We start from the raw sequence: 17,308 nt of genomic DNA, 5'->3' as shown, positions 1-17,308 counted from the left end.
GGACCGCGCTCAGGTGGTGGCCAGGAGGAAGTCCTCGCCGGTCGACGGGCGCAGGCCGTCGGGGCGGCCGGTGAAGTAGCGGTCGGCGAGCGCGGTGCCCGGGACGTGGCGGGCCTCCTTGAAGCCCGCCGCGCGGGCCAGGGCGAGCATCTCGTCCGGGGTGTAGAAGCTGAGGAACGGCGTGCCGGAGGCCCGGGCGCCCTCTTGGCTCGCGCGCAGGCCGGGGCGGTCGGGCTCGGCCACCAGGTCCTCCGGGAGCAGGAAGGTCAGAGCGAGGGTCGAGCCGGGTGCCAGCCCGGCGATCCGGCGCAGGGTGGCCGCCGTGGCCTCGCTGGTGAGGTACATGGTGACGCCGGTGCACGCGACGATCGCCGGCCGGCCGGGGTCGAATCCGGCCGCGGCGAGTTGCTCCGGCCATGTCTCGGTGCTCGTCTCGAAGTCGACCGGCACCAGGTGCAGCCGGTCGGGGACGCCGTAGCCGAGTTCGGCCAGGCGCCGGCGCTTCCAGTTCTGGGTGCCGGGCTGGTCGACCTCGTAGACCCGCAGCCGGGAGGCGGTCTCCGGGGCGCGCTGGGCGAAGGTGTCCAGGCCGGCGCCGAGCAGGACGTACTGGTCGACGCCTCGGTCCGCCTGCTCGGCGACCAGGTCCTCGACGAACCGGGCGCGGGCCACCATGGCGGCCCGGAATCCGCGGGTACCGGCCGGGTCCATGTCCGGGCGGTCGCGCCAGCCGTCGCCTGGGGCCACGAGCCGCAGGCCGATCTCGTCCTCCAGTACGTGCGGCGGCGGGTCGACCTGGACGTGCATCGCCCGCCACAGGGCGCACCGCACGGCGGTGTTGTCCGGAACCTCGTGCACCTCGCGCGTCATCGTGTCGTCTCCCGCTGGGTCACTTCGCCGCCGGGGCCTGGAGGCTCCACAGCCGCCCGTCGGGGTCGCGGACTGTCATCATCCGGGTCCCGAAGTGGGTGTCCTCGAAGGGCGTGACCACCTCGACGGCGGGATCGGCGTGGAAGGCGTCCGCGTCCGGCACCTTGAACACGATCTGCGTGCGCGGCTCCTGGTGCTCGGGGACCTCGGCGATGAACACGTACGGGCCTTCACCGTTGCGGAACTGGCCCGAGTTGTGATCCGTCGCGAACTCCAGCTCATAGCCCAGCGACTGGAAGAACTTCGCCGCCTTTCCCCAGTTGTGGGTCTCCAGGAACACGGCCTCGATGCCCTCGGTCGCCATGTCAGGTCTCCTTCCCGGTCGACTGCTGTTGCGGATCACGGGCGTCGTCGAGGTAGGCGCGCAGCGCGTCTGCGACCAGCGCCGACAACGACATGCCCGACTCGATGGCGCGGTACTTGACCTGCTTGATCAGTCCGATCGGCAGGTACACGTTGAACTGCTTGACTTCCTCATCACCCACACCCCGGACGCTAGCATGCTAGCAACCTAGCCACCACCGGAGACGGAGCACACGACATCCGAGAGTGGCTGATGTTCCTCCGGGGGCTACCGTGCAGTAACCGCTCACCCCTACGCTGCCGTCAACTCGGCGACAGCAAAGGGGAGTTGAGCTATGCGCGCGGTGAGACGGCTGGCGGCACTCGTGGGGGCCGCCGCTCTGCTGGTGGCGGGAGCGGGCAACGCCCACGCGGCGGCGCCGAAGTTCTCCGGGACGACGGCGATCGGCACGCACAACGCGTACGACAAGTCCAAGTACACCTATTTCGCACAGGCGTTGGACTCGGGCGCCTCACTGCTCGAGATCGACATCTACGCGGACAGCATCAGCAAGCGCTGGCGGGTGAGCCACAGCAACCCGTGGGGCGACGACAACAACTGCGAGACCGCCAAGACCCCGAGCCAGCTGTACAGCACGAGCCGCGACCAGGACTTCGGCAGCTGCCTGGACAACATCGCGGCCTGGAACCAGCTCCACCCCGACCACCCGCCGATCGTCTTCAAGATCGAGATGAAGGTCGGCTTCAACAACGACGTCGGGCTCGGCCCGGACGAGTTCGACACGCTGATCAGCCAGAAGCTCGGCGGCAGCGTCTACAAGCCGGCCGACCTGCTGGGCGGCACCTACAGCACGCTGGACGCGGCCGCCAAGGCCGACGCCTGGCCCTCCCGCGACGCCCTCAAGGGCAAGTTCCTCTTCGAGGTCATCCCCGGCACCGTGGAGATGGACAACCCCTTCGACCACTACTGGACCGACCAGGAGTACGGCGACCACCTGCGCGACCTGTACGCGGCCGGGAACATCGCACAGGCCCAGGCCTTCCCGGCGGTGCTGGGCGCGGCGAACGGCGACCCCAGGGCGACCCGCTGGACCTCCGACACCTCGATCCGCCCCTGGTTCGTGTTCTTCGACGGCGACGCGGCGACGTACGTCAACAACGGGTACGACACCTCGTTCTACTCCGCGAACCACTACATCTCGATCATGACCGACGCCGCCGGCGTCTCCCCCGCCATCTCCTCCACCAACCCCACGGACGCCGAAGTCGCCGCCCGGCTGGCCCTGTTGGCCAAGGACCACGCGAGCATCATCACCTCCGACTGGTCGGCGAAGTCACCGTCGGTGCTCGGTGAGGTGACCACCCGAAGCTGAGGTTCCGAATAGGGGCGCCAGGGGCAGAACCCCTACATGTTGCACGGCATCGACGTAAGCGCCTTCCAGTCCTCCGCGTACGACACGGACGGCCTCTCCTTCGTCTTCATCAAGGCGACGGAGGGCCGTTCGTACGTCAATCCGCGGCTCAGCGCCCAGACCAAAAGAGGCCGCGACGCCGGACTGGTCGTCGGCTTCTACCACTTCCTGTGGCCGGGCAACATCACCGCCCAGGCCGAGTACTTCGTCCAGCACACCCCCGAGCGCGCCGGCGACATCCTCGCGGTCGACTGGGAGACCACCGGCGACGGCACCCACGCGAGCAACGCGGAGAAGGACCACTTCATCCACACACTGAAGGGCCTTCGGCCGCACAACCGGGTCATTCTCTACACGAACAGGAACTACTGGTTGACGGTCGACACGACCTCCTACGCCGGCGACGGCCTCTGGATCGCCGACTACGTCACCGCCGGCCACCCCCGCATCAAGGCCAAGTGGCGCTTCCACCAGTACACCAGCACCCCCCACGACAAGGACGTGGCCAACTTCTCCAGCAAGGCCGCTCTGAAGGAGTGGGCCACGCCGTAGTGCCGGTGTCAGCCCCGGAAGTCCGCCGGGCGGGCCGGGGAGGCTGCGGTGAGGGCCTTCTTGACGGCTTCTGTGTTTCCGCGGAGGCCGTAGACCGGGGTGCCGGGCTGCTGGCGCCAGGAGTCGTCGATGCCGCCCGCGTCGACCGTGTCGAAGCCGAGTTCGTCGATCAGGGTGCGGACCTTGGCCTTGGCCGCCTCGTCGTCGCCGGCGACCGGGAGGGCGATGCGCTCGGGGTCTCCCGCGGGGCGGGGGCGGTCCAGGATGTCCTGGGCGTAGGTGCCGTTGAAGGCCTTGATCACGGGGTGGCCGAGGTGCTGCTCGGTCCAGCGGCTCTCGGTGAGGCCCTCGTCCTCGATGGCCGCGATCCGGCCGTCGCGCTGCTGCGGGTAGTAGTTGCCGGTGTCGATCACCGCGGCCCCCTCGGCGGCGCCGTCCAGCAGGCCGGAGGGGAGGTCGGGGACCGCCTTGAGGGGGACGGTGACGACCACGACGTCGGCGCCCTTGGCCGCCTCCTCCGCCCGGACCGGGGTCGCTCCGGTCTCTTCGGCGAGTTCCCTGAGTGTCTCGGGGCCGCGGGAGTTGGCCACGGCGACGTCGTGGCCGAGGGCGGTGAGCCGCCGGGTGAGGTTGCCGCCGATGTTCCCCGCGCCGATGATGCCGATCTTCATGACACGCCTTCCGGGTCATTGCATGCATGTGCATGCGTCTGTCCGGCGACAACCTCGTCGGTACGGCTGCTATTCCGCCGCCACGCCGATCGGGTGAGCGCCCTCACGGCCGTACGACGATCTTGCCGGTGTGGCGGTTGGACTCCATCAGGCGGTGCGCGTCCCGGATGCGGTCCAGGCCGTCGTACACCTCGGCGATCACCGGGCGCAGGGTGCCGTCGGTGAGGCCGGCGGCCAGGTAGCGGGCGGCGCGGTGGCGGCCCTCGGCGGTGCCGGTCACCACGAAGTTGCTGTAGCCGTGCACGGTGACGGGCCAGTTCAGCGGCAGTTCGATGGGCCGCTCGGACAGCCAGCCGTAGCTGACCATGTGGGCGTCGGCGGCGGCCGCCCGGCCCAGCTCGCGGAAGACGGGGCCGCCGATGGCGTCCAGCACGATGTCGGCGCCCCGGCCGTCGGTCAGCCGTACGGTCTCCTTGATCACGTCTTCGTGGTCGCCCACGACGACCAGGTCCGCGCCCGCGTCGAGCAGCGCCTGCCGTTTCGCCTCGCTGCGGGTGGCCGCGATGGGGATCGCGCCGGAGCGCCGGGCGATCTGGATCGCGGCGGTGCCGGCCCCGCCGGCCGCCGCCGTGATCAGGACGTGCTGCCCGGCCGCCATCCGCGCCCGCTCGACCAGGGCGCCGTAGGCCGTGGTGTAGGTGAGCCAGACGGCGGCGGCGGTGACCGCGTCGACCCCGGACGGGCGCGGCAGGACCGAGGTCTCGGGCAGCAGCACCAGGTCGCCGTAGACCCCGCGGGAGCTGAGGTTGAAGTTCGCCGCGCTGAACACGGGGTCGCCGGGCGCGAACGCCGTCACGTCCGCGCCCACCGCCACCACCTCGCCGGCGGCCTCGTAGCCGTTGCGCGAGCCCGGCAGGGCCGGCGGGTACCAGTAGGTGCCCGTGCGGAGCATCGCCTCGGCCCGGTTGAGCCCGATCGCCTCGACCCTGACCAGCACCTCGCCCGGCCCGGGGTCCGGCAGTTCGGTCTGCTCGACGGTGAGCACCTCGGGGCCGCCGGTTTCGTGGAAGAGCACTGTGCGTGCGGAATGTGTCATGGCGTCGACGCTAGAAGCCGGTCACGAGACGTTCCATGTCCTCCGGTCTCCGGTTCCTGTCCGATCGTCTCCCGCCCGGAAATCCCGTGGTTAGGCTGGCGGGCATGGACGTGCTCAGCGATGTCGTCGCGGCCATGCGCATCGGCCGGCCGCACTCCGCGCGCCGGTACCAGTACGCGCCCTGGGGGCTGCGGTTCGCCACCGACGACGAGGCCGGGTTCCATGTGGTGCTGCGCGGGTCGGCCTGGCTGGTCCCCCAGGACGGTGAGCCGGTGGCGCTGGCGCCGGGGGACGTCGTCTTCCTCGCGCACGGGCTCGGGCACTCCCTGGTGAGCGCGCCGGGCGTGCCCACGCGGGAGGTACGGCTGCTGCCCGACGGCACCTGGAGCGGGGCTGCGCCGGAGGAGCCGCGGGAGGGCTGCCCGGACACGGTCACGCTGTGCGGGATCTACCGGCTGGACCGGGACCGCTCGCACCGGCTGCTGGCCGAGTTGCCGGAGATCGTGCACCTGCCCGCCACCGTCGGCGGTCATCGCTCGCTGCGGGCGGCGGTGGAACTGCTCGGGATGGAGCTTCAGGAGCAGCGGCCGGGCACGGACGCGATCGTCACCTCGCTGCTGGACACGCTGCTGCTGTTCATCCTGCGGGCCTGGTGGGAGAGCGAGCGTGCGGCGGGCCGGGCGCGGGGCTGGGCGGCGGCGCTGGCCGATCCGGCGGTCGCGGCGGCGCTGCGCGCGGTTCACGCCGAGCCGGGGCGCCCTTGGACGGTGGCGGAACTCGGCGCCGCGGGCGGGCTGTCCAGGGCGGCGTTCGCCCGCCGGTTCACGGCGCTGGTGGGTGAGCCGCCGCTGACGTATCTGACCTGGTGGCGGATGACGACGGCGGGCCGGCTGCTGCGCTCGGACGACCTCTCCCTGCGCCAGATCGCCGAACGCACCGGTTACACCTCGGAGTTCGCCTTCGCCAAGGCCTTCAAGCGGGAGTACGGGGTGCCTCCCGGGCAGTACCGGCGGGGTGTCGCGTAGGGCCGGTACGGCAGTGCCGCCGGGGGTCAGCCGCTTCCCCGCAGCAACTCCAGCGCCGCCCGCCGGCACCACGCATGAGGGGCCCTCCCTCCGGGAGAGCCCCCTTGCCGTGCGTCACTTGGTGCCGTGCGTCACTTGTTCAGGTACGCCCAGAACTCGTCGAACGACAGTACCTTGTCGCCGTTGAGGTCGCGCTGCTTGATGATGGCCTCGGCGACCGTCTCGGTGACGTTCCAGTCACCGCCCTGCGCGAGGGCGCTCTTGAACTCGGCGGCCGTGATGAATCCGTCACCGTCCGCGTCGATCCGCTGGAACTGCTTGCGTGCTTCCTCGATGTCCGCCACCGATCCGCCCCTTTTGGTCGTGTTTCTCATGCCGTGCTGGCGTACTGACGCTGGTCAGATTAACGGCCCGCACGAGCCTCGAGTGCGGCGACCACCCAGGCGAAGTCCTCCTCGTGCGCGGAGACGGGGGTTCCCTTCAGTATGCCGATCAGTTCGCGGTAACGGGCGAGCCGGACGTTGTGGCTCGCCTTCATCCGCTCCAGCACGGCCGCGTGGTCGGCGTCGCCGAGCAGTTCACCCAGCACCGTGCCGGCCTCCGGTGCCTCGGGGGCGATGCCGCGCTCCCGGGCCGGGCCCACCAGCTCGACGAGCCGTTTGACGAACCACATGGACGCCCCGGGTGGCGTGTCGTGCCGCCGGTCGGCGGCGTTGAACTCGGCCGCCCGGCGCATCTGTGCCCGGAAGGCGGGGTCCTGGATCAGTTCGGCCAGCTCCACCCAGGCGTCGACCTGCTCGGGCGTCGGGTCGTCCGGCAGGTGGACGGCGGTGTCGCGCATCCGGCTCCGGATGTCGGAGTCCGCCGTGTCCAGCCCGTGGAACGTCTCGTCCACGAACTCCTCCATGATCCGCTGCCGTTCGGCGGCGGACAGCCGCGCCAACTTGTTCATGAGTGCCGTCTCCTCTGCGGTCGAGCCTCGTCGGGCGACCGTCGACAGCACCGCACGGGTCACCTTCAGCGACCGGATCTGTGCGTCCAGGGCGGCGACATGGGTGGCCGCGACCTCGGCCACCGTCCGCTCCCCGGCCAGCACCTCGCGTACGTCGTCCAGGCCCAGCCCCAGCTCGCGCAGGGTGCGGATCAGTTCCAGGCGGGCGACGGCGGCGGCGTCGTAGAGCCGGTAGCCGCCGGCCGACCGGGCCACCGGGGTGAGGACGCCCTCGTCGGACCAGTAGCGGATGGTGCGCACGGTCAGCCCGGTGGCCCGGGCCAGCTCGCCGATGGTGAGAAGTCCGGTGCCGTCTTCGGTCATGTCGGCGAGTCTGGTCCCTCCAGCGGCTGGAGACTCAAGGCCTCCCGGCCGTCAGTGCCAGGGCTGGTAGTACGGGTTGCTCACACAGTCGCTCATGATCTCGGTCTTGGTCTGCTTGTCGACCGGGCAGGCGCCGACGATGTACTGCCGGGCGATGCCGCCGGTGAAGGCGACCTCGACCTGGTCGGCCCATTTGTGGGTGTCGCCGATGGTCTTGTTGACGTCGATGCCGCCGGGCGCGTCGATGTAGTAGTTGTACTTGGACTTCCAGGTCTTGTAGAGGTCGTGGTCGTAGGTCGTGGAGACGTACGGCGAGGGCTGGTTGACGAGGACGTACTGCTCGATGTCGTACTGGCCGCCCACCACGCCCCGGGGGAAGAATCCCTGCTCGAAGATGGCGTCCGGGGCGCGGTTGTCGTTGCGCCACAGGGTGCCGCAGGTGGTGCGCCACGCGGGTGCCGGGGTGATCCGGGTGAGGTCGACGTCGTGGTCGGCGGCGGCCTTGAGCTTGTCCTCGAACCGGGGGCAGGCCGGTGCGGCCGCCCTGGCGGGTGCCGGGGCCGTGTGCGGTGCGGCCGGGGCGGTGGCGGCCGTGGTGGCGAGGACGGCGCCGAGGGACAGGAGGGCGGCGGCGGTACGGCGCCGCAGACGGGTGATGATCACGCGCAGCACGATGGCGGCCGGCCGGCCGTCCCGCGTGGATCATCACTCGATCGGCGGCGTGTCCGCCCGACCCGCGGTCAGCGGAAGATGCCGGTGTGGCCGAGGGAGTAGCGGCCCGGCTGCGGGTAGACGGCGAGGCCGTGCGGGCCGCTGCCGACCTTGATGCGGGCCAGTTCCTTCCCGGTGCGGGTGTCGATGGCGTACACCTCGGCGTCGTAGCGGCCGGACAGCCACAGGACCGTGCCGTCGGCGGAGACGCCGCCCATGTCGGGGCTGCCGCCGCCGGGCAGGCGCCACTTCTCGGTGAGCCGCTTCTTGGCGAAGTCGAAGACGGAGATGGTGCCCTCGCCCCGGTTGGAGATGTACATGGAGCGGGAGTCGCGGCTGATGTAGAGGCCGTGGGCGCCCTTGCCGGTGTAGAGGAACGTCGGCCGGGTGAACTTGTCGCCGTCCAGGATCCACAGGCCGTTGGCCGCCATGTCGGCGATGTAGAACAGCTTGCCGTCGGGTGAGATCTTGACGTCCTGCGGCATCGCTCCGGCGTACGGCAGCTTCTCCTGGCGTACGACCTTCATCTTCGCGGTGTCGACCTTGAGGATCTCGCCGCTGAACTCGCAGGAGACGATGAAGTAGCGTCCGTCGGGCGAGAAGTCGGCGTGGTTGACGCCGTAGCAGCTGACCGGCACCGCCTTGACGACCTTCATGGTGTGCGCGTCCCGGAAGACCAGCTCGCGGTCCCGGGAGGCCATCACGACGGCGTACTTGCCGTCGGGCGTGAAGTACAGGTTGTACGGGTCGTGCACGGCGACCGGCTTGCCCGCCTTGCCGGTTCTCGGGTCGATCGGGGTGAGGCTGTTGCCGAGGTCGTTGTTGACCCACAGGGTCTTCAGGTCCCAGGACGGCACGACGTGCTGGGGCTGGCGGCCGACCCGGATGGTGTCGATGACCTCGTAGGTCTTGGGGTCGATGACGGTGACGGTGTTGGAGTTGGTGTTGGGGACGTACACCCGGGACGGGAAGTCCTTGACGACCGGGGAGAGTTGGTTCGGGCGGTCGGCGGAGTAGAGGTCCTTGGGGTTGGCGACCGGCGGCATCCCGGGCAGCACGTCGACCTGCCGTTTGCCGTTGCCGGGCCGGGGCGGCGCCTTGCTGGCCAGGGCGTCGTTGCCGTGGTGCTGAGCCCCCGTACTGCACGCGGACAGCAGCGTCAGGGCGGTGAGGACGGCGCCGGCCGCCAGCAGGCGGGCGGCTTTCGTGGTTCGCATCAGCTCAGCAGCTCCGTGGTGGTGACCGCGCGCAGTCCGCGGCGGTCGAGTTCGTGGAGGAGATCGGGCAGGGCGGCGACCGTGTCCGGGTACCCGAAGTGCATGCTCACCACCGACCCGCCGCGCACGTCGGCGAGAACCTTGCGGGTGACGGCGGCGGCGCCGGGTCGGGTGTAGTCGAGCGAGTCGACGTCGTACGACAGCACGTGCGGGTAGCCGGCGGCGCGGGCGAGCCGGGCGACCAGCGGGGAGGCGGCCGGTGCGCGGGAGGGGCGGAACCAGGTGCCGATGGATCCGGTGAGCCGCTTCAGCCGGTCCGCGCAGTCGGTGATCTCCTTGCGGGCGTCCGCCTCGGGCAGGGTGTTGACGGCGATGTGGCGCTGGGTGTGGTTGCCGAGGTCGTGGCCGCCGTCGAGGATCCGGCGGGCGATGTCGGGGTGTTCGTCCAGCCAGGTGCCGACGGCGAGCACGGTGAGGCGGGCCCCGGCCTTCTCGGCCTCGGTGAGCAGCGCGTGGGCGAGCCGCGGATCGCCCTGGCCGTGGAAGGTGAGGGCGACCTGGGGGCGGGTGCGCGGGCCGTGGGTGATCTGGGCGGGCTGCCCGGGGTAGGCGCGGGGGGCGGGCACCGCGTGGGCGCCCGCCGGGCGGGGGGCGGAGGGGGTACCGGACGGGGACGGGGACGTGGGATCCGGGGTGCCGGGCCGGGCGGGCTGGTCCGCGCCGCAACCGGCGGCGAGCGCACCGCCGGCGACGAGCCCGGCGCCCGCGCGCAGCACTCCGCGTCGGTTGGTCGTGGTCACCCGCACCATTTAAGGCGCGTCAGGTAAGAAAACCGCCGATTGCCCCGAAAGAAGGATGATTTCGGGTCGTGTCGGCGAGGAGGTCACGCCACCGCTACCGGTCGGCCACCCGCATCTCGAACCAGGTCGTCTTGCCCCGCGGCAAAAGGTCCACGCCCCAGCGGTCGGAGAGCCGGTCGACGAGGAACAGCCCCCGGCCGCTGGTGTCCATCTCCTGCACCGGCATCAGACAGGGCAGGCCGCGTGAGGGGTCGCGGACCTCCACCCGGATCCAGCCGGGGCGGCGGCGCATCCGCAGGCCGAAGACCCGGGCGCCGGTGTGCCGTACGGCGTTGCCGACCAGCTCGGACACGAGCAGCACGCAGTCCTCGGTGAGCTTGGGGGTGAGCCGCCAGGTGCGCAGCACGACGACCTGGGCGAGCCGGCGGGCGGTGGCCGCGGACTCCGGGCGGGACGGCAGCGGCACCTCCGCCTCCGTCGGGTCGCCGAACAGTTCGAGCGCCTTGAGCGCCCGTTCGTCCTCGACCGTGGGCGACCAGCGCGCCGCGGCCGCACGGCTGTGTCCCCGCGGCTGTTCGATGCCCTCCAGCCCCGCCATGCCAACATGATGGCGGCCCGGAGCCGTCTTCGGGGCCGTTCCGGGGGAATACGCCCCCTGCACGCCCCCGCTCTCCGCCGGGCGACCGGCATATGCCGACGACATGTCACCGGCCGGTAGGGCCCGGTTGACCTGCGAAGACGGCTCACTTCCGGGCAATCGTCGGCCTCCCTCGACAACGCGGGCTTAAGGCTGCGTTAAGGCTCCCATAAACCGCCCCATCGAGGGACACGGATGAGACGACGCGTCAACTGCAAGGGCGCCCGGCGGAGTTGGGGGGAAGGTCACACGGCCCGCGCTAGCGGAACTTGGCCTTGCCCGGGCCCTCCTCCACGAAGCTGCGCATGCCGGTCTCGCGGTCCTCGGTGGCGAACAGACCCGCGAACCAGTTCCGTTCGACGGCGAGTCCGGTGTCGATGTCGGTCTCCAGGCCGGTGTCCACCGACTCCTTCGCCGCGCGCAGGGCGATCGCCGGGCCCTGCGCGAGCTTCGCGGCCCAGGCGTGCGCCTGCTCGTACACCTCGGCGGCCGGTACGACGCGGTCGACCAGGCCGATCGCGAGGGCCTCGTCGGCCTTGACCTGGCGGCCGGTGAAGATGAGGTCCTTGGCCTTGGAGGGGCCGATCAGCCGGGGCAGCCGCTGGGTGCCGCCGGCGCCCGGGATCAGGCCGAGCAGGATCTCGGGCTGGCCGAGCTTGGCGTTCTCGGCGGCGATGCGGAAGTCGGCGCACAGGGCCAGTTCGCAGCCGCCGCCGAGGGCGTAGCCGGTGATGGCGGCGACGACGGGCTTGGGGATGCGGGCCACGGCCGTGAAGGAGTCCTGCAGCGCGCGGGAGCGCAGGACCATCGCGGTGTGGTCCATGTTCTGCATCTCCTTGATGTCCGCGCCCGCCGCGAACACCCGCTCGCCGCCGTAGATCACCACGGCGCGCACGTCGTCGCGGCGCGTGGCCTCCTCGGCGAGTTCCTTCAGCCGGTCCTGGGTGGCGACGTCCAGCGCGTTCATCGGCGGACGGTCCAGACGCAGGGTTCCGACGCCTTCGGCGACTTCGAGAGTGACGGTCATGGAGGCAGGTTAACGGGGATTAACGGCAGGGGCTCGGGTGCGGTCGATCACACGCGGCCGGGGGTCCGGGGGTTGTCCCCCAGGCAGGCACAGCACGGGGATTAACGGCACGGGCTCGGGTGCGGTCGATCACACGCGGCCGGGGGTCTGGGGGTTGTCCCCCAGGCAGGCACAGCACGGGGATTAACGGCACGGGCTCGGGTGCGGTCGATCACACGCGGCCGGGGGTCCGGGGGTTGTCCCCCCAGGCAGGCACAGCACGGGGATCAACGGCAGCGGGCCCGGTGCAGTGGCTCACAGCACCGGGCCCGCACGTCACGCGGGACTCACTTCGTCCAGTCCGCCCACGGCATGTTCCAGCCGTTGAAGCCGTTCGCCGGGTCCACCGTGCGGTCGTGGGAGTTCTTCACGATCACCACGTCGCCGATGATCGAGTGGTTGAACATCCAGGCCGCCGGAGTGGAGCCGTCGTAGCCGCCGCGCACGTCGCGCAGGCCGACGCAGCCGTGGCTGGCGTTGTAGTTGCCGAAGGCGCCGCCGCCCCAGTAGTTGCCGTGCAGGAAGGTGCCGGAGGTGGTCAGGCGCATGGCGTGCGGGACGTCCTTGATGTCGTACTCGCCGCCGTAGCCGACCGTCTCGCCGTTCATGCGGGTGACGGTGAGCTTCTCGCTGATGACCATCTGGCCGTTCCAGGTGTCGTAGCCGGGCTTGCCGGTGGTGACCGGGAGGGTCCTGATGACCTTGCCGTCCTGGGTGACCTTCATCGTGTGCTTCTTGGCGTCCACGATCGAGACCTGGTTGCGGCCTATCGTGAAGGTGATCGTCTTGTGCTGCTTGCCGTAGACGCCGTCGCGGCCCTCGACCCCGTCGAGGTCGAGGTCGACGGTGACCTTGGTGCCTTCCTTCCAGTACTTCTCCGGGCGGAAGTCCAGGCGGTCGTTGCCGAACCAGTGGCCCTCGACGTCCACGGCCGGCTCGGTCCTGATCCTGATGGCCTTCTCGACGGCGTCCGGGTGCGTGATGCCCCGGGTGAAGTCGATGGAGAACGGCATGCCGACGCCGACGGTGGAGCCGTCTTCGGGGGTGAAGTAGCCGAGGAAGGTGTTCTTCGGGGTCAGGGTGGTGAACCGGGAGTCCTCGGCGGCCTCGCGGCCCGCGGAGTCCTTGGCGACCGCGTGCACCGTGTAGGTGGTGGACGCGGCGAGATGGGTCGACGGCGTCCAGGAGGCGCCGCCGCCGGTGAGGGCGCCGGCGACCGCGTGGCCCTTGCCGTCCTTGACGGTGACCTCGGTCAGTTTGCCCTTGGCGACGCTCACCTTGAGCGCGCCGCTGGTGTCGACGCCGGTGGCACCGGACTTGGGCGAGATGGTGACGTCGGCGGCGGACTGCTGCTTGCCCTGCTGGGTGCTGGAGTCCTTGCCCTTGCCGTCGGCCCCCTTGCCGCCGCCACCGCCACAGGCGGCGAGGGCGAGCACGAGGGCACCGGATATCAGCGCCATCCCCCCACGGCCCCGCCCCTTCTTGTCGCTCGTTCGCCTCCGGGGCGCTCCAGCCGGTATCGGGAGGGCGACCGTGCTCACCCCTTCGGGCCTCCGCGCGCTCGCCCTCCCGATACCGGCGCGCCCCTGCGTCTCTCTCGGCCCCGCCTTCGACGCCCCCGGTACAGGCCGCATGTTCAAGTTGTTCTCCCCTCGCCGGACCTGGTCAGGCCCGCTCCCCACCACACTGGTGCGCGCATATTAACCGCCTGGTTCTGAGCGGGGTGTCAGGCGAATGTCACCGTTCCGTCGCAACTTCCCGCCGCCGCACCGCCGCCCGAACCGAGGGCCCCCACCTGGTTACTTCTCCGCGCCGCCCGCCTTCCACTCCTTCCACGTCATGTTCCATCCGCCCAGGCCGTTGTCGGGGGCGACGGTCCTCTCGTCGCTGCCCACGACTTCGACGACGTCGCCGACGAGACTGCGTTGGAAGAACCAGCCGGCCGGGGTGTCCGGTCCGCCGCCCTTGACGTCCCTGAGGCCCACGCAGCCGTGGCTGACGTTGACGTGTCCGGGGGCGTTCGGCGACCAGTAGTTGCCGTGCACGAAGGTCCCGGAGTCGGTGAGCCTGAGGGCGTGCGGCACGTCGGGGATGTCGTACTCGCCGCCGAACCCGACCGTGCGGCTGTCCATGCGGGTGACCTCCAGCATGTCCATCACCACCATCTTGCCGTTGTACGTGGGGTTCTCGGGGGCGCCCGCGGTGATCGGCACGGTGGCGAGCAGCCGGCCGTCCCGGCGCACCTGCATGGTGTGCCGGGCCGCGTCGACCCGCGAGACCTGGCTGCGGCCGACGGTGAAGGAGAACGTCTTGTCCTGCAGCCCGTAGACGCCCGGCGCCCCTTGGACGTCGCGCAGGTTCAGGTCGACGGTGACCTCGGTGCCGGGCTTCCAGTACCGCTCGGGGCGGAAGTCGAGCCGGCTGCGGCCGAACCAGTGCGGGCGGATCTCCACACCGGGCCGCGCGGTGACGCGTACGGCGCGTTCGACGGCGGCGCGGTCGGTGATCCGCCGGCTGAAGTCGAGGGAGACGATCATGCCGGTGCCGACCACGGCGTGGTCCTCGGGGGTGACGTAGCCGATGAAGCGCGCGTCGGGGACGAACGTGGTGAAGGTGGTGTGCCGGGCCGAGCGGCGGCCCGCGGGGTCCAGCGCCACCACGTCGACGGTGTACTCGGCGGCGAGCGCGAGCCGGTCCTCGTCCGGCCGCCATGCCGTGCCGTCCGCGCTGATGCGCCCGGGGACCGGCACGGCCTGCGCGTCCTGCGCGTCCTGGGACCGGACGACGGTCACCTTCTGCAGGCGGCCGCCGGGCACCCGGACCCGCAGCGGCCGGCCGGGGCGGACGGCCCTGCTGCCGTCGTCGGGGGTGATGTGGATGACGTCCTCGGGTGCCGGGTGCTTGCCGGGCGCCGCGTCGAGACCGAGCGGTCCCGAGCCCCCCGACGAGCAGCCTGCCAGCAGTGCCGCCCATGTCAGTACGGCGGCCAGCGCGGCTCCCGCGCGCCGCGCGCGTCCTTCTCGATGCCTCACGCGGACTCAACGACCACGCACGCTCCGGGGAAACGTGAGTGCGACCCACGCGCTGGGCAGAACAGAGGGAAGGACGACACGCTGGGGAGCCGCCGCGCCCGCACGGAAGGGGCGCCCTTCGGACAGATCGGCTGAAAGGGACGCAGCGCGATCCGGAGGGCGCCCCGGCCGTCGGGGCGCAGCCGTACCGGGCGGGCCGGGCGCCGTGGGACGCGCCCGGCCCGCCCGCGCCGCCCCGGGGCCGAGCCACTGAAAGAGGGGCCGACAGGTGACGAGCGCAGCCGAGCAGCGGGCACCGGCCGGGGAGCCGGCCGCCGGGACCGGGCAGCGGCCGGCCGTGGCGAACGGCGCGCGGCGCGCCGCGGTGCCGGCCCCTGTGGTGTGGCCGGGCGCCCCGACGCCCCTGGGTGCCCGGTTCCGGGTCGGCCCGGACGGGGTCGCGGGCACCAACTTCGCGCTGTGGGCGGGCGGGGCGGAGGCGGTCCGGGTCTGCCTGTTCGACGAGCGGGGGCGGGAGACGCAGATTCCGCTGACCGAACTGACGCACGAGATCTGGCACGGCTTCGTGCCCGGCGTGATGCCGGGGCAGCGGTACGGCTACCGGGTGGACGGCCGCTGGGACCCGTGGACCGGGGCCCGCTGGAACCCGGCCAAGCTGCTGCTGGACCCGTACGCGCGCGCGGTGGACGGCGAGTTCGGCCTGCCGCCGGAGGTGTACGGGCACGTGAGGGACTGGCCCGAGCAGTACGTCGCCGACACCGTGCGCGACGACCGGGACTCGGCGCCGTACGTCCCCAAGGGCGTCGTCGTGCACGATGACGACGACTGGTCCGACGACCGGCGGCCCAAGACGCCCTGGGCGGACTCGGTGATCTACGAACTGCACGTGCGCGGCTTCACCAGGCTGCACCCGGGGATTCCGCCAAAGCTGCGCGGCACGTACGCGGGCCTCGCGCACCCGGCGGCGATCGAGCACCTGGTGAAGCTGGGCGTCACGGCGGTGGAGCTGCTGCCGGTCCACCAGTTCGCGCACGAGGACCACCTGCTGCGCCGGGGACTGGCCGACTACTGGGGCTACAACTCCATCGGCTACTTCGCCCCGCACGCCGCCTACGCCGCCTCCGGTACGACGGGCCAGCAGGTCGGCGAGTTCAAGCGGATGGTGCGCGCGCTGCACGCGGCCGGCATCGAGGTGATCCTCGACGTGGTCTACAACCACACGGCGGAGGCGAACGAGCTGGGCCCCACGCTGTCGTTGAAGGGCATCGACAACCGCGGTTACTACCGCCTGCAGGACGACGCCCGCCGGTACGCCGACTACACCGGCTGCGGCAACACCCTGCACGTCGTGCAGCCGCAGGTGCTGCGCCTGATCACCGACTCGCTGCGCTACTGGGTGACGGAGATGGGCGTGGACGGCTTCCGCTTCGACCTCGCGGCGGCGCTGGCCCGCTCGATGCACGACGTCGACATGCTCTCGCCCTTTCTGGCGGTCATCGCCCAGGACCCGGTGCTGCGCCGGGTGAAGCTGATCGCCGAACCGTGGGACATCGGCTCGGGCGGCTACCAGGTCGGCGCGTTCCCTCCGCTGTGGACGGAGTGGAACGACCGCTACCGGGGCGCCGTCCGGGACTTCTGGCGGCACGCCCTGCCGGACGTCCGCGAGATGGGCTACCGGCTGTCCGGCTCCAGCGACCTGTACGCCTGGGGCGGCCGGCGCCCGTACGCCTCGGTCAACTTCGTCACCGCGCACGACGGGTTCACGCTGCGCGACCTGGTGTCGTACGAGCGCAAGCACAACGAGGCCAACGGCGAGGACAACCGCGACGGCACCGACGACAACCGCTCCTGGAACTGCGGGGCGGAGGGCGAGACGGACGACGAGCGGGTGCGGGCGCTGCGCCGCCGGCAGCTGCGGAACCTGCTGACGACGCTCCTGCTGTCCACCGGTGTGCCCATGCTGGTGGCCGGCGACGAACTCGGCCGCACCCAGCGCGGCAACAACAACGCCTACTGCCAGGACAACGAGATCAGCTGGCTGGACTGGTCGCTGCTGGACGACCCGGCGTGGCGGCCCCTGTTCGACCTCACCTCCCGGCTGATCGCCCTGCGCCACCGGCATCCGGTGCTGCGCCGCCGGGCCTTCTTCTCCGGCCGCGCCCACTCGGCGGACGGGCTGCGCGACCTGGCCTGGTTCACCGCGCGGGGCGCGGAGATGACCGAGGGCGACTGGTACGCCCCGGCCGCCACGCTCGGCATGTACCTCTCCGGCCGGGACATCCCGGGCCGCGACGAGCGGGGCGCGCCGGTCACCGACGACAGCTTCCTCGCGATCCTGCACGCGGGCGAGGACCCGACGGGTTTCGTCCTGCCGGGCCAGCCCTGGGCGGACGGGTACGAGGTGGTCGTGGACACCGCCCGCGAGGAGCAGGCGGAGGCGCCGGGCACGGTCCATCCGGCGGGGACGCGGATCACGGTGCCGGAGCGGTCGGTGCTGCTGCTGCGCGTGGTGTGACGGCCCCGCGGACTGCGGCGGCCCCG

The 17,308-nt window shown here is 71.4% G+C and carries 18 protein-coding genes; 4 read left to right on the top strand and 14 right to left on the bottom strand.

Features of this window, described 5'->3' with window-relative positions; all coding sequences use genetic code 11:
• Positions 1-9 precede the first annotated feature (9 nt).
• The 3 genes from AB0950_RS19630 to AB0950_RS19620 are packed head-to-tail and all read right to left on the bottom strand — an operon-like array spanning position 10 to position 1,415.
• Entirely contained in the window at positions 10-870 is an 861-nt protein-coding gene (locus AB0950_RS19630; RefSeq protein WP_360152176.1) for a class I SAM-dependent methyltransferase, read from the bottom strand.
• Between the two features lie 19 nt (positions 871-889).
• Positions 890-1,234, bottom strand: coding sequence for a VOC family protein (locus AB0950_RS19625; protein ID WP_360152173.1), 345 nt, complete (start codon positions 1,232-1,234; stop codon positions 890-892).
• 1 nt (position 1,235) lies between these two features.
• On the bottom strand, positions 1,236-1,415 hold the full coding sequence (locus AB0950_RS19620; RefSeq protein WP_360152170.1) for a CopG family transcriptional regulator: 180 nt from the start codon (positions 1,413-1,415) through the stop codon (positions 1,236-1,238).
• 153 nt (positions 1,416-1,568) lie between these two features.
• On the opposite strand from AB0950_RS19620, the gene AB0950_RS19615 reads away from it, so the two are divergent.
• Together AB0950_RS19615 and AB0950_RS19610 are read left to right on the top strand one after the other, a co-directional pair.
• The gene (locus AB0950_RS19615; RefSeq protein WP_366779076.1) at positions 1,569-2,606 is read left to right on the top strand and encodes a phosphatidylinositol-specific phospholipase C domain-containing protein; all 1,038 of its coding nucleotides are present in this window, start codon (positions 1,569-1,571) and stop codon (positions 2,604-2,606) included.
• A gap of 36 nt (positions 2,607-2,642) precedes the next feature.
• On the top strand, positions 2,643-3,197 hold the full coding sequence (locus AB0950_RS19610) for a GH25 family lysozyme (protein WP_366779075.1): 555 nt from the start codon (positions 2,643-2,645) through the stop codon (positions 3,195-3,197).
• 8 nt (positions 3,198-3,205) lie between these two features.
• Here AB0950_RS19610 and AB0950_RS19605 read toward each other — a convergent pair whose 3' ends face one another.
• Both AB0950_RS19605 and AB0950_RS19600 read right to left on the bottom strand, forming a co-directional pair.
• Positions 3,206-3,868 carry an NAD(P)-binding domain-containing protein gene (locus AB0950_RS19605; protein ID WP_366779074.1) on the bottom strand — a complete coding sequence of 221 codons (663 nt, stop codon included), beginning with the start codon at positions 3,866-3,868 and terminating at the stop codon, positions 3,206-3,208.
• 103 nt (positions 3,869-3,971) lie between these two features.
• Positions 3,972-4,964: a zinc-dependent alcohol dehydrogenase family protein gene (locus tag AB0950_RS19600; RefSeq protein ID WP_366779073.1), complete on the bottom strand. Its 993-nt coding sequence runs from the start codon at positions 4,962-4,964 to the stop codon at positions 3,972-3,974.
• A 104-nt stretch (positions 4,965-5,068) separates the two neighbouring features.
• On the opposite strand from AB0950_RS19600, the gene AB0950_RS19595 reads away from it, so the two are divergent.
• Positions 5,069-5,989: an AraC family transcriptional regulator gene (locus AB0950_RS19595; RefSeq protein ID WP_366779072.1), complete on the top strand. Its 921-nt coding sequence runs from the start codon at positions 5,069-5,071 to the stop codon at positions 5,987-5,989.
• Between the two features lie 131 nt (positions 5,990-6,120).
• Here AB0950_RS19595 and AB0950_RS19590 read toward each other — a convergent pair whose 3' ends face one another.
• The 9 genes from AB0950_RS19590 to AB0950_RS19550 form a co-directional block, all read right to left on the bottom strand.
• Entirely contained in the window at positions 6,121-6,333 is a 213-nt protein-coding gene (locus tag AB0950_RS19590; RefSeq protein WP_330337704.1) for an EF-hand domain-containing protein, read from the bottom strand.
• Positions 6,334-6,392: 59 nt separating this feature from the next.
• Positions 6,393-7,304, bottom strand: coding sequence for a MerR family transcriptional regulator (locus tag AB0950_RS19585; protein WP_366779071.1), 912 nt, complete (start codon positions 7,302-7,304; stop codon positions 6,393-6,395).
• 51 nt (positions 7,305-7,355) lie between these two features.
• On the bottom strand, positions 7,356-7,967 hold the full coding sequence (locus AB0950_RS19580; RefSeq protein ID WP_366779070.1) for an ADP-ribosyltransferase: 612 nt from the start codon (positions 7,965-7,967) through the stop codon (positions 7,356-7,358).
• Positions 7,968-8,044: 77 nt separating this feature from the next.
• Positions 8,045-9,232 carry a beta-propeller fold lactonase family protein gene (locus AB0950_RS19575; RefSeq protein ID WP_360152146.1) on the bottom strand — a complete coding sequence of 396 codons (1,188 nt, stop codon included), beginning with the start codon at positions 9,230-9,232 and terminating at the stop codon, positions 8,045-8,047.
• Positions 9,232-10,041 carry a polysaccharide deacetylase family protein gene (locus AB0950_RS19570; protein WP_366779069.1) on the bottom strand — a complete coding sequence of 270 codons (810 nt, stop codon included), beginning with the start codon at positions 10,039-10,041 and terminating at the stop codon, positions 9,232-9,234. Before AB0950_RS19570 ends, AB0950_RS19575 begins: the two co-directional genes overlap by 1 nt.
• Before the next feature lie 85 nt (positions 10,042-10,126).
• On the bottom strand, positions 10,127-10,630 hold the full coding sequence (locus tag AB0950_RS19565) for an ATP-binding protein (protein ID WP_360152140.1): 504 nt from the start codon (positions 10,628-10,630) through the stop codon (positions 10,127-10,129).
• A 298-nt stretch (positions 10,631-10,928) separates the two neighbouring features.
• Positions 10,929-11,696 carry an enoyl-CoA hydratase-related protein gene (locus AB0950_RS19560; protein ID WP_360152137.1) on the bottom strand — a complete coding sequence of 256 codons (768 nt, stop codon included), beginning with the start codon at positions 11,694-11,696 and terminating at the stop codon, positions 10,929-10,931.
• A 326-nt stretch (positions 11,697-12,022) separates the two neighbouring features.
• Positions 12,023-13,195 (bottom strand): Ig-like domain-containing protein, encoded by a 1,173-nt coding sequence (locus AB0950_RS19555; protein ID WP_360152134.1) that lies wholly within the window; start codon positions 13,193-13,195, stop codon positions 12,023-12,025.
• A gap of 339 nt (positions 13,196-13,534) precedes the next feature.
• The gene (locus AB0950_RS19550) at positions 13,535-14,767 is read right to left on the bottom strand and encodes an Ig-like domain-containing protein (RefSeq protein WP_360152131.1); all 1,233 of its coding nucleotides are present in this window, start codon (positions 14,765-14,767) and stop codon (positions 13,535-13,537) included.
• A 268-nt stretch (positions 14,768-15,035) separates the two neighbouring features.
• On the opposite strand from AB0950_RS19550, the gene glgX reads away from it, so the two are divergent.
• Complete coding sequence (glgX, locus tag AB0950_RS19545; RefSeq protein ID WP_360152128.1) at positions 15,036-17,282, top strand: glycogen debranching protein GlgX; 2,247 nt, start codon at positions 15,036-15,038, stop codon at positions 17,280-17,282.
• The last annotated feature ends 26 nt before the right edge of the window (positions 17,283-17,308 follow it).

The organism is Streptomyces sp. NPDC007189, from assembly GCF_040703635.1.
Taxonomy (GTDB): domain Bacteria; phylum Actinomycetota; class Actinomycetes; order Streptomycetales; family Streptomycetaceae; genus Streptomyces.
The sequence above is the reverse complement of the archived record's forward strand: the minus strand, read 5'-3'. Positions and strand labels throughout refer to the sequence as shown.

Coding starts and splice junctions, on each gene's coding strand:
- AB0950_RS19565 (WP_360152140.1), bottom strand. CDS start 10,630: ATGGCGGGGCTGGAGGGCATCGAACAGCCGCGGGGACACAGCCGTGCG.
- AB0950_RS19560 (WP_360152137.1), bottom strand. CDS start 11,696: ATGACCGTCACTCTCGAAGTCGCCGAAGGCGTCGGAACCCTGCGTCTG.
- AB0950_RS19630 (WP_360152176.1), bottom strand. CDS start 870: ATGACGCGCGAGGTGCACGAGGTTCCGGACAACACCGCCGTGCGGTGC.
- AB0950_RS19615 (WP_366779076.1), top strand. CDS start 1,569: ATGCGCGCGGTGAGACGGCTGGCGGCACTCGTGGGGGCCGCCGCTCTG.
- AB0950_RS19575 (WP_360152146.1), bottom strand. CDS start 9,232: ATGCGAACCACGAAAGCCGCCCGCCTGCTGGCGGCCGGCGCCGTCCTC.
- AB0950_RS19585 (WP_366779071.1), bottom strand. CDS start 7,304: ATGACCGAAGACGGCACCGGACTTCTCACCATCGGCGAGCTGGCCCGG.
- AB0950_RS19570 (WP_366779069.1), bottom strand. CDS start 10,041: ATGGTGCGGGTGACCACGACCAACCGACGCGGAGTGCTGCGCGCGGGC.
- AB0950_RS19595 (WP_366779072.1), top strand. CDS start 5,069: ATGGACGTGCTCAGCGATGTCGTCGCGGCCATGCGCATCGGCCGGCCG.
- AB0950_RS19600 (WP_366779073.1), bottom strand. CDS start 4,964: ATGACACATTCCGCACGCACAGTGCTCTTCCACGAAACCGGCGGCCCC.
- AB0950_RS19555 (WP_360152134.1), bottom strand. CDS start 13,195: ATGGCGCTGATATCCGGTGCCCTCGTGCTCGCCCTCGCCGCCTGTGGC.
- AB0950_RS19625 (WP_360152173.1), bottom strand. CDS start 1,234: ATGGCGACCGAGGGCATCGAGGCCGTGTTCCTGGAGACCCACAACTGG.
- AB0950_RS19610 (WP_366779075.1), top strand. CDS start 2,643: ATGTTGCACGGCATCGACGTAAGCGCCTTCCAGTCCTCCGCGTACGAC.
- AB0950_RS19605 (WP_366779074.1), bottom strand. CDS start 3,868: ATGAAGATCGGCATCATCGGCGCGGGGAACATCGGCGGCAACCTCACC.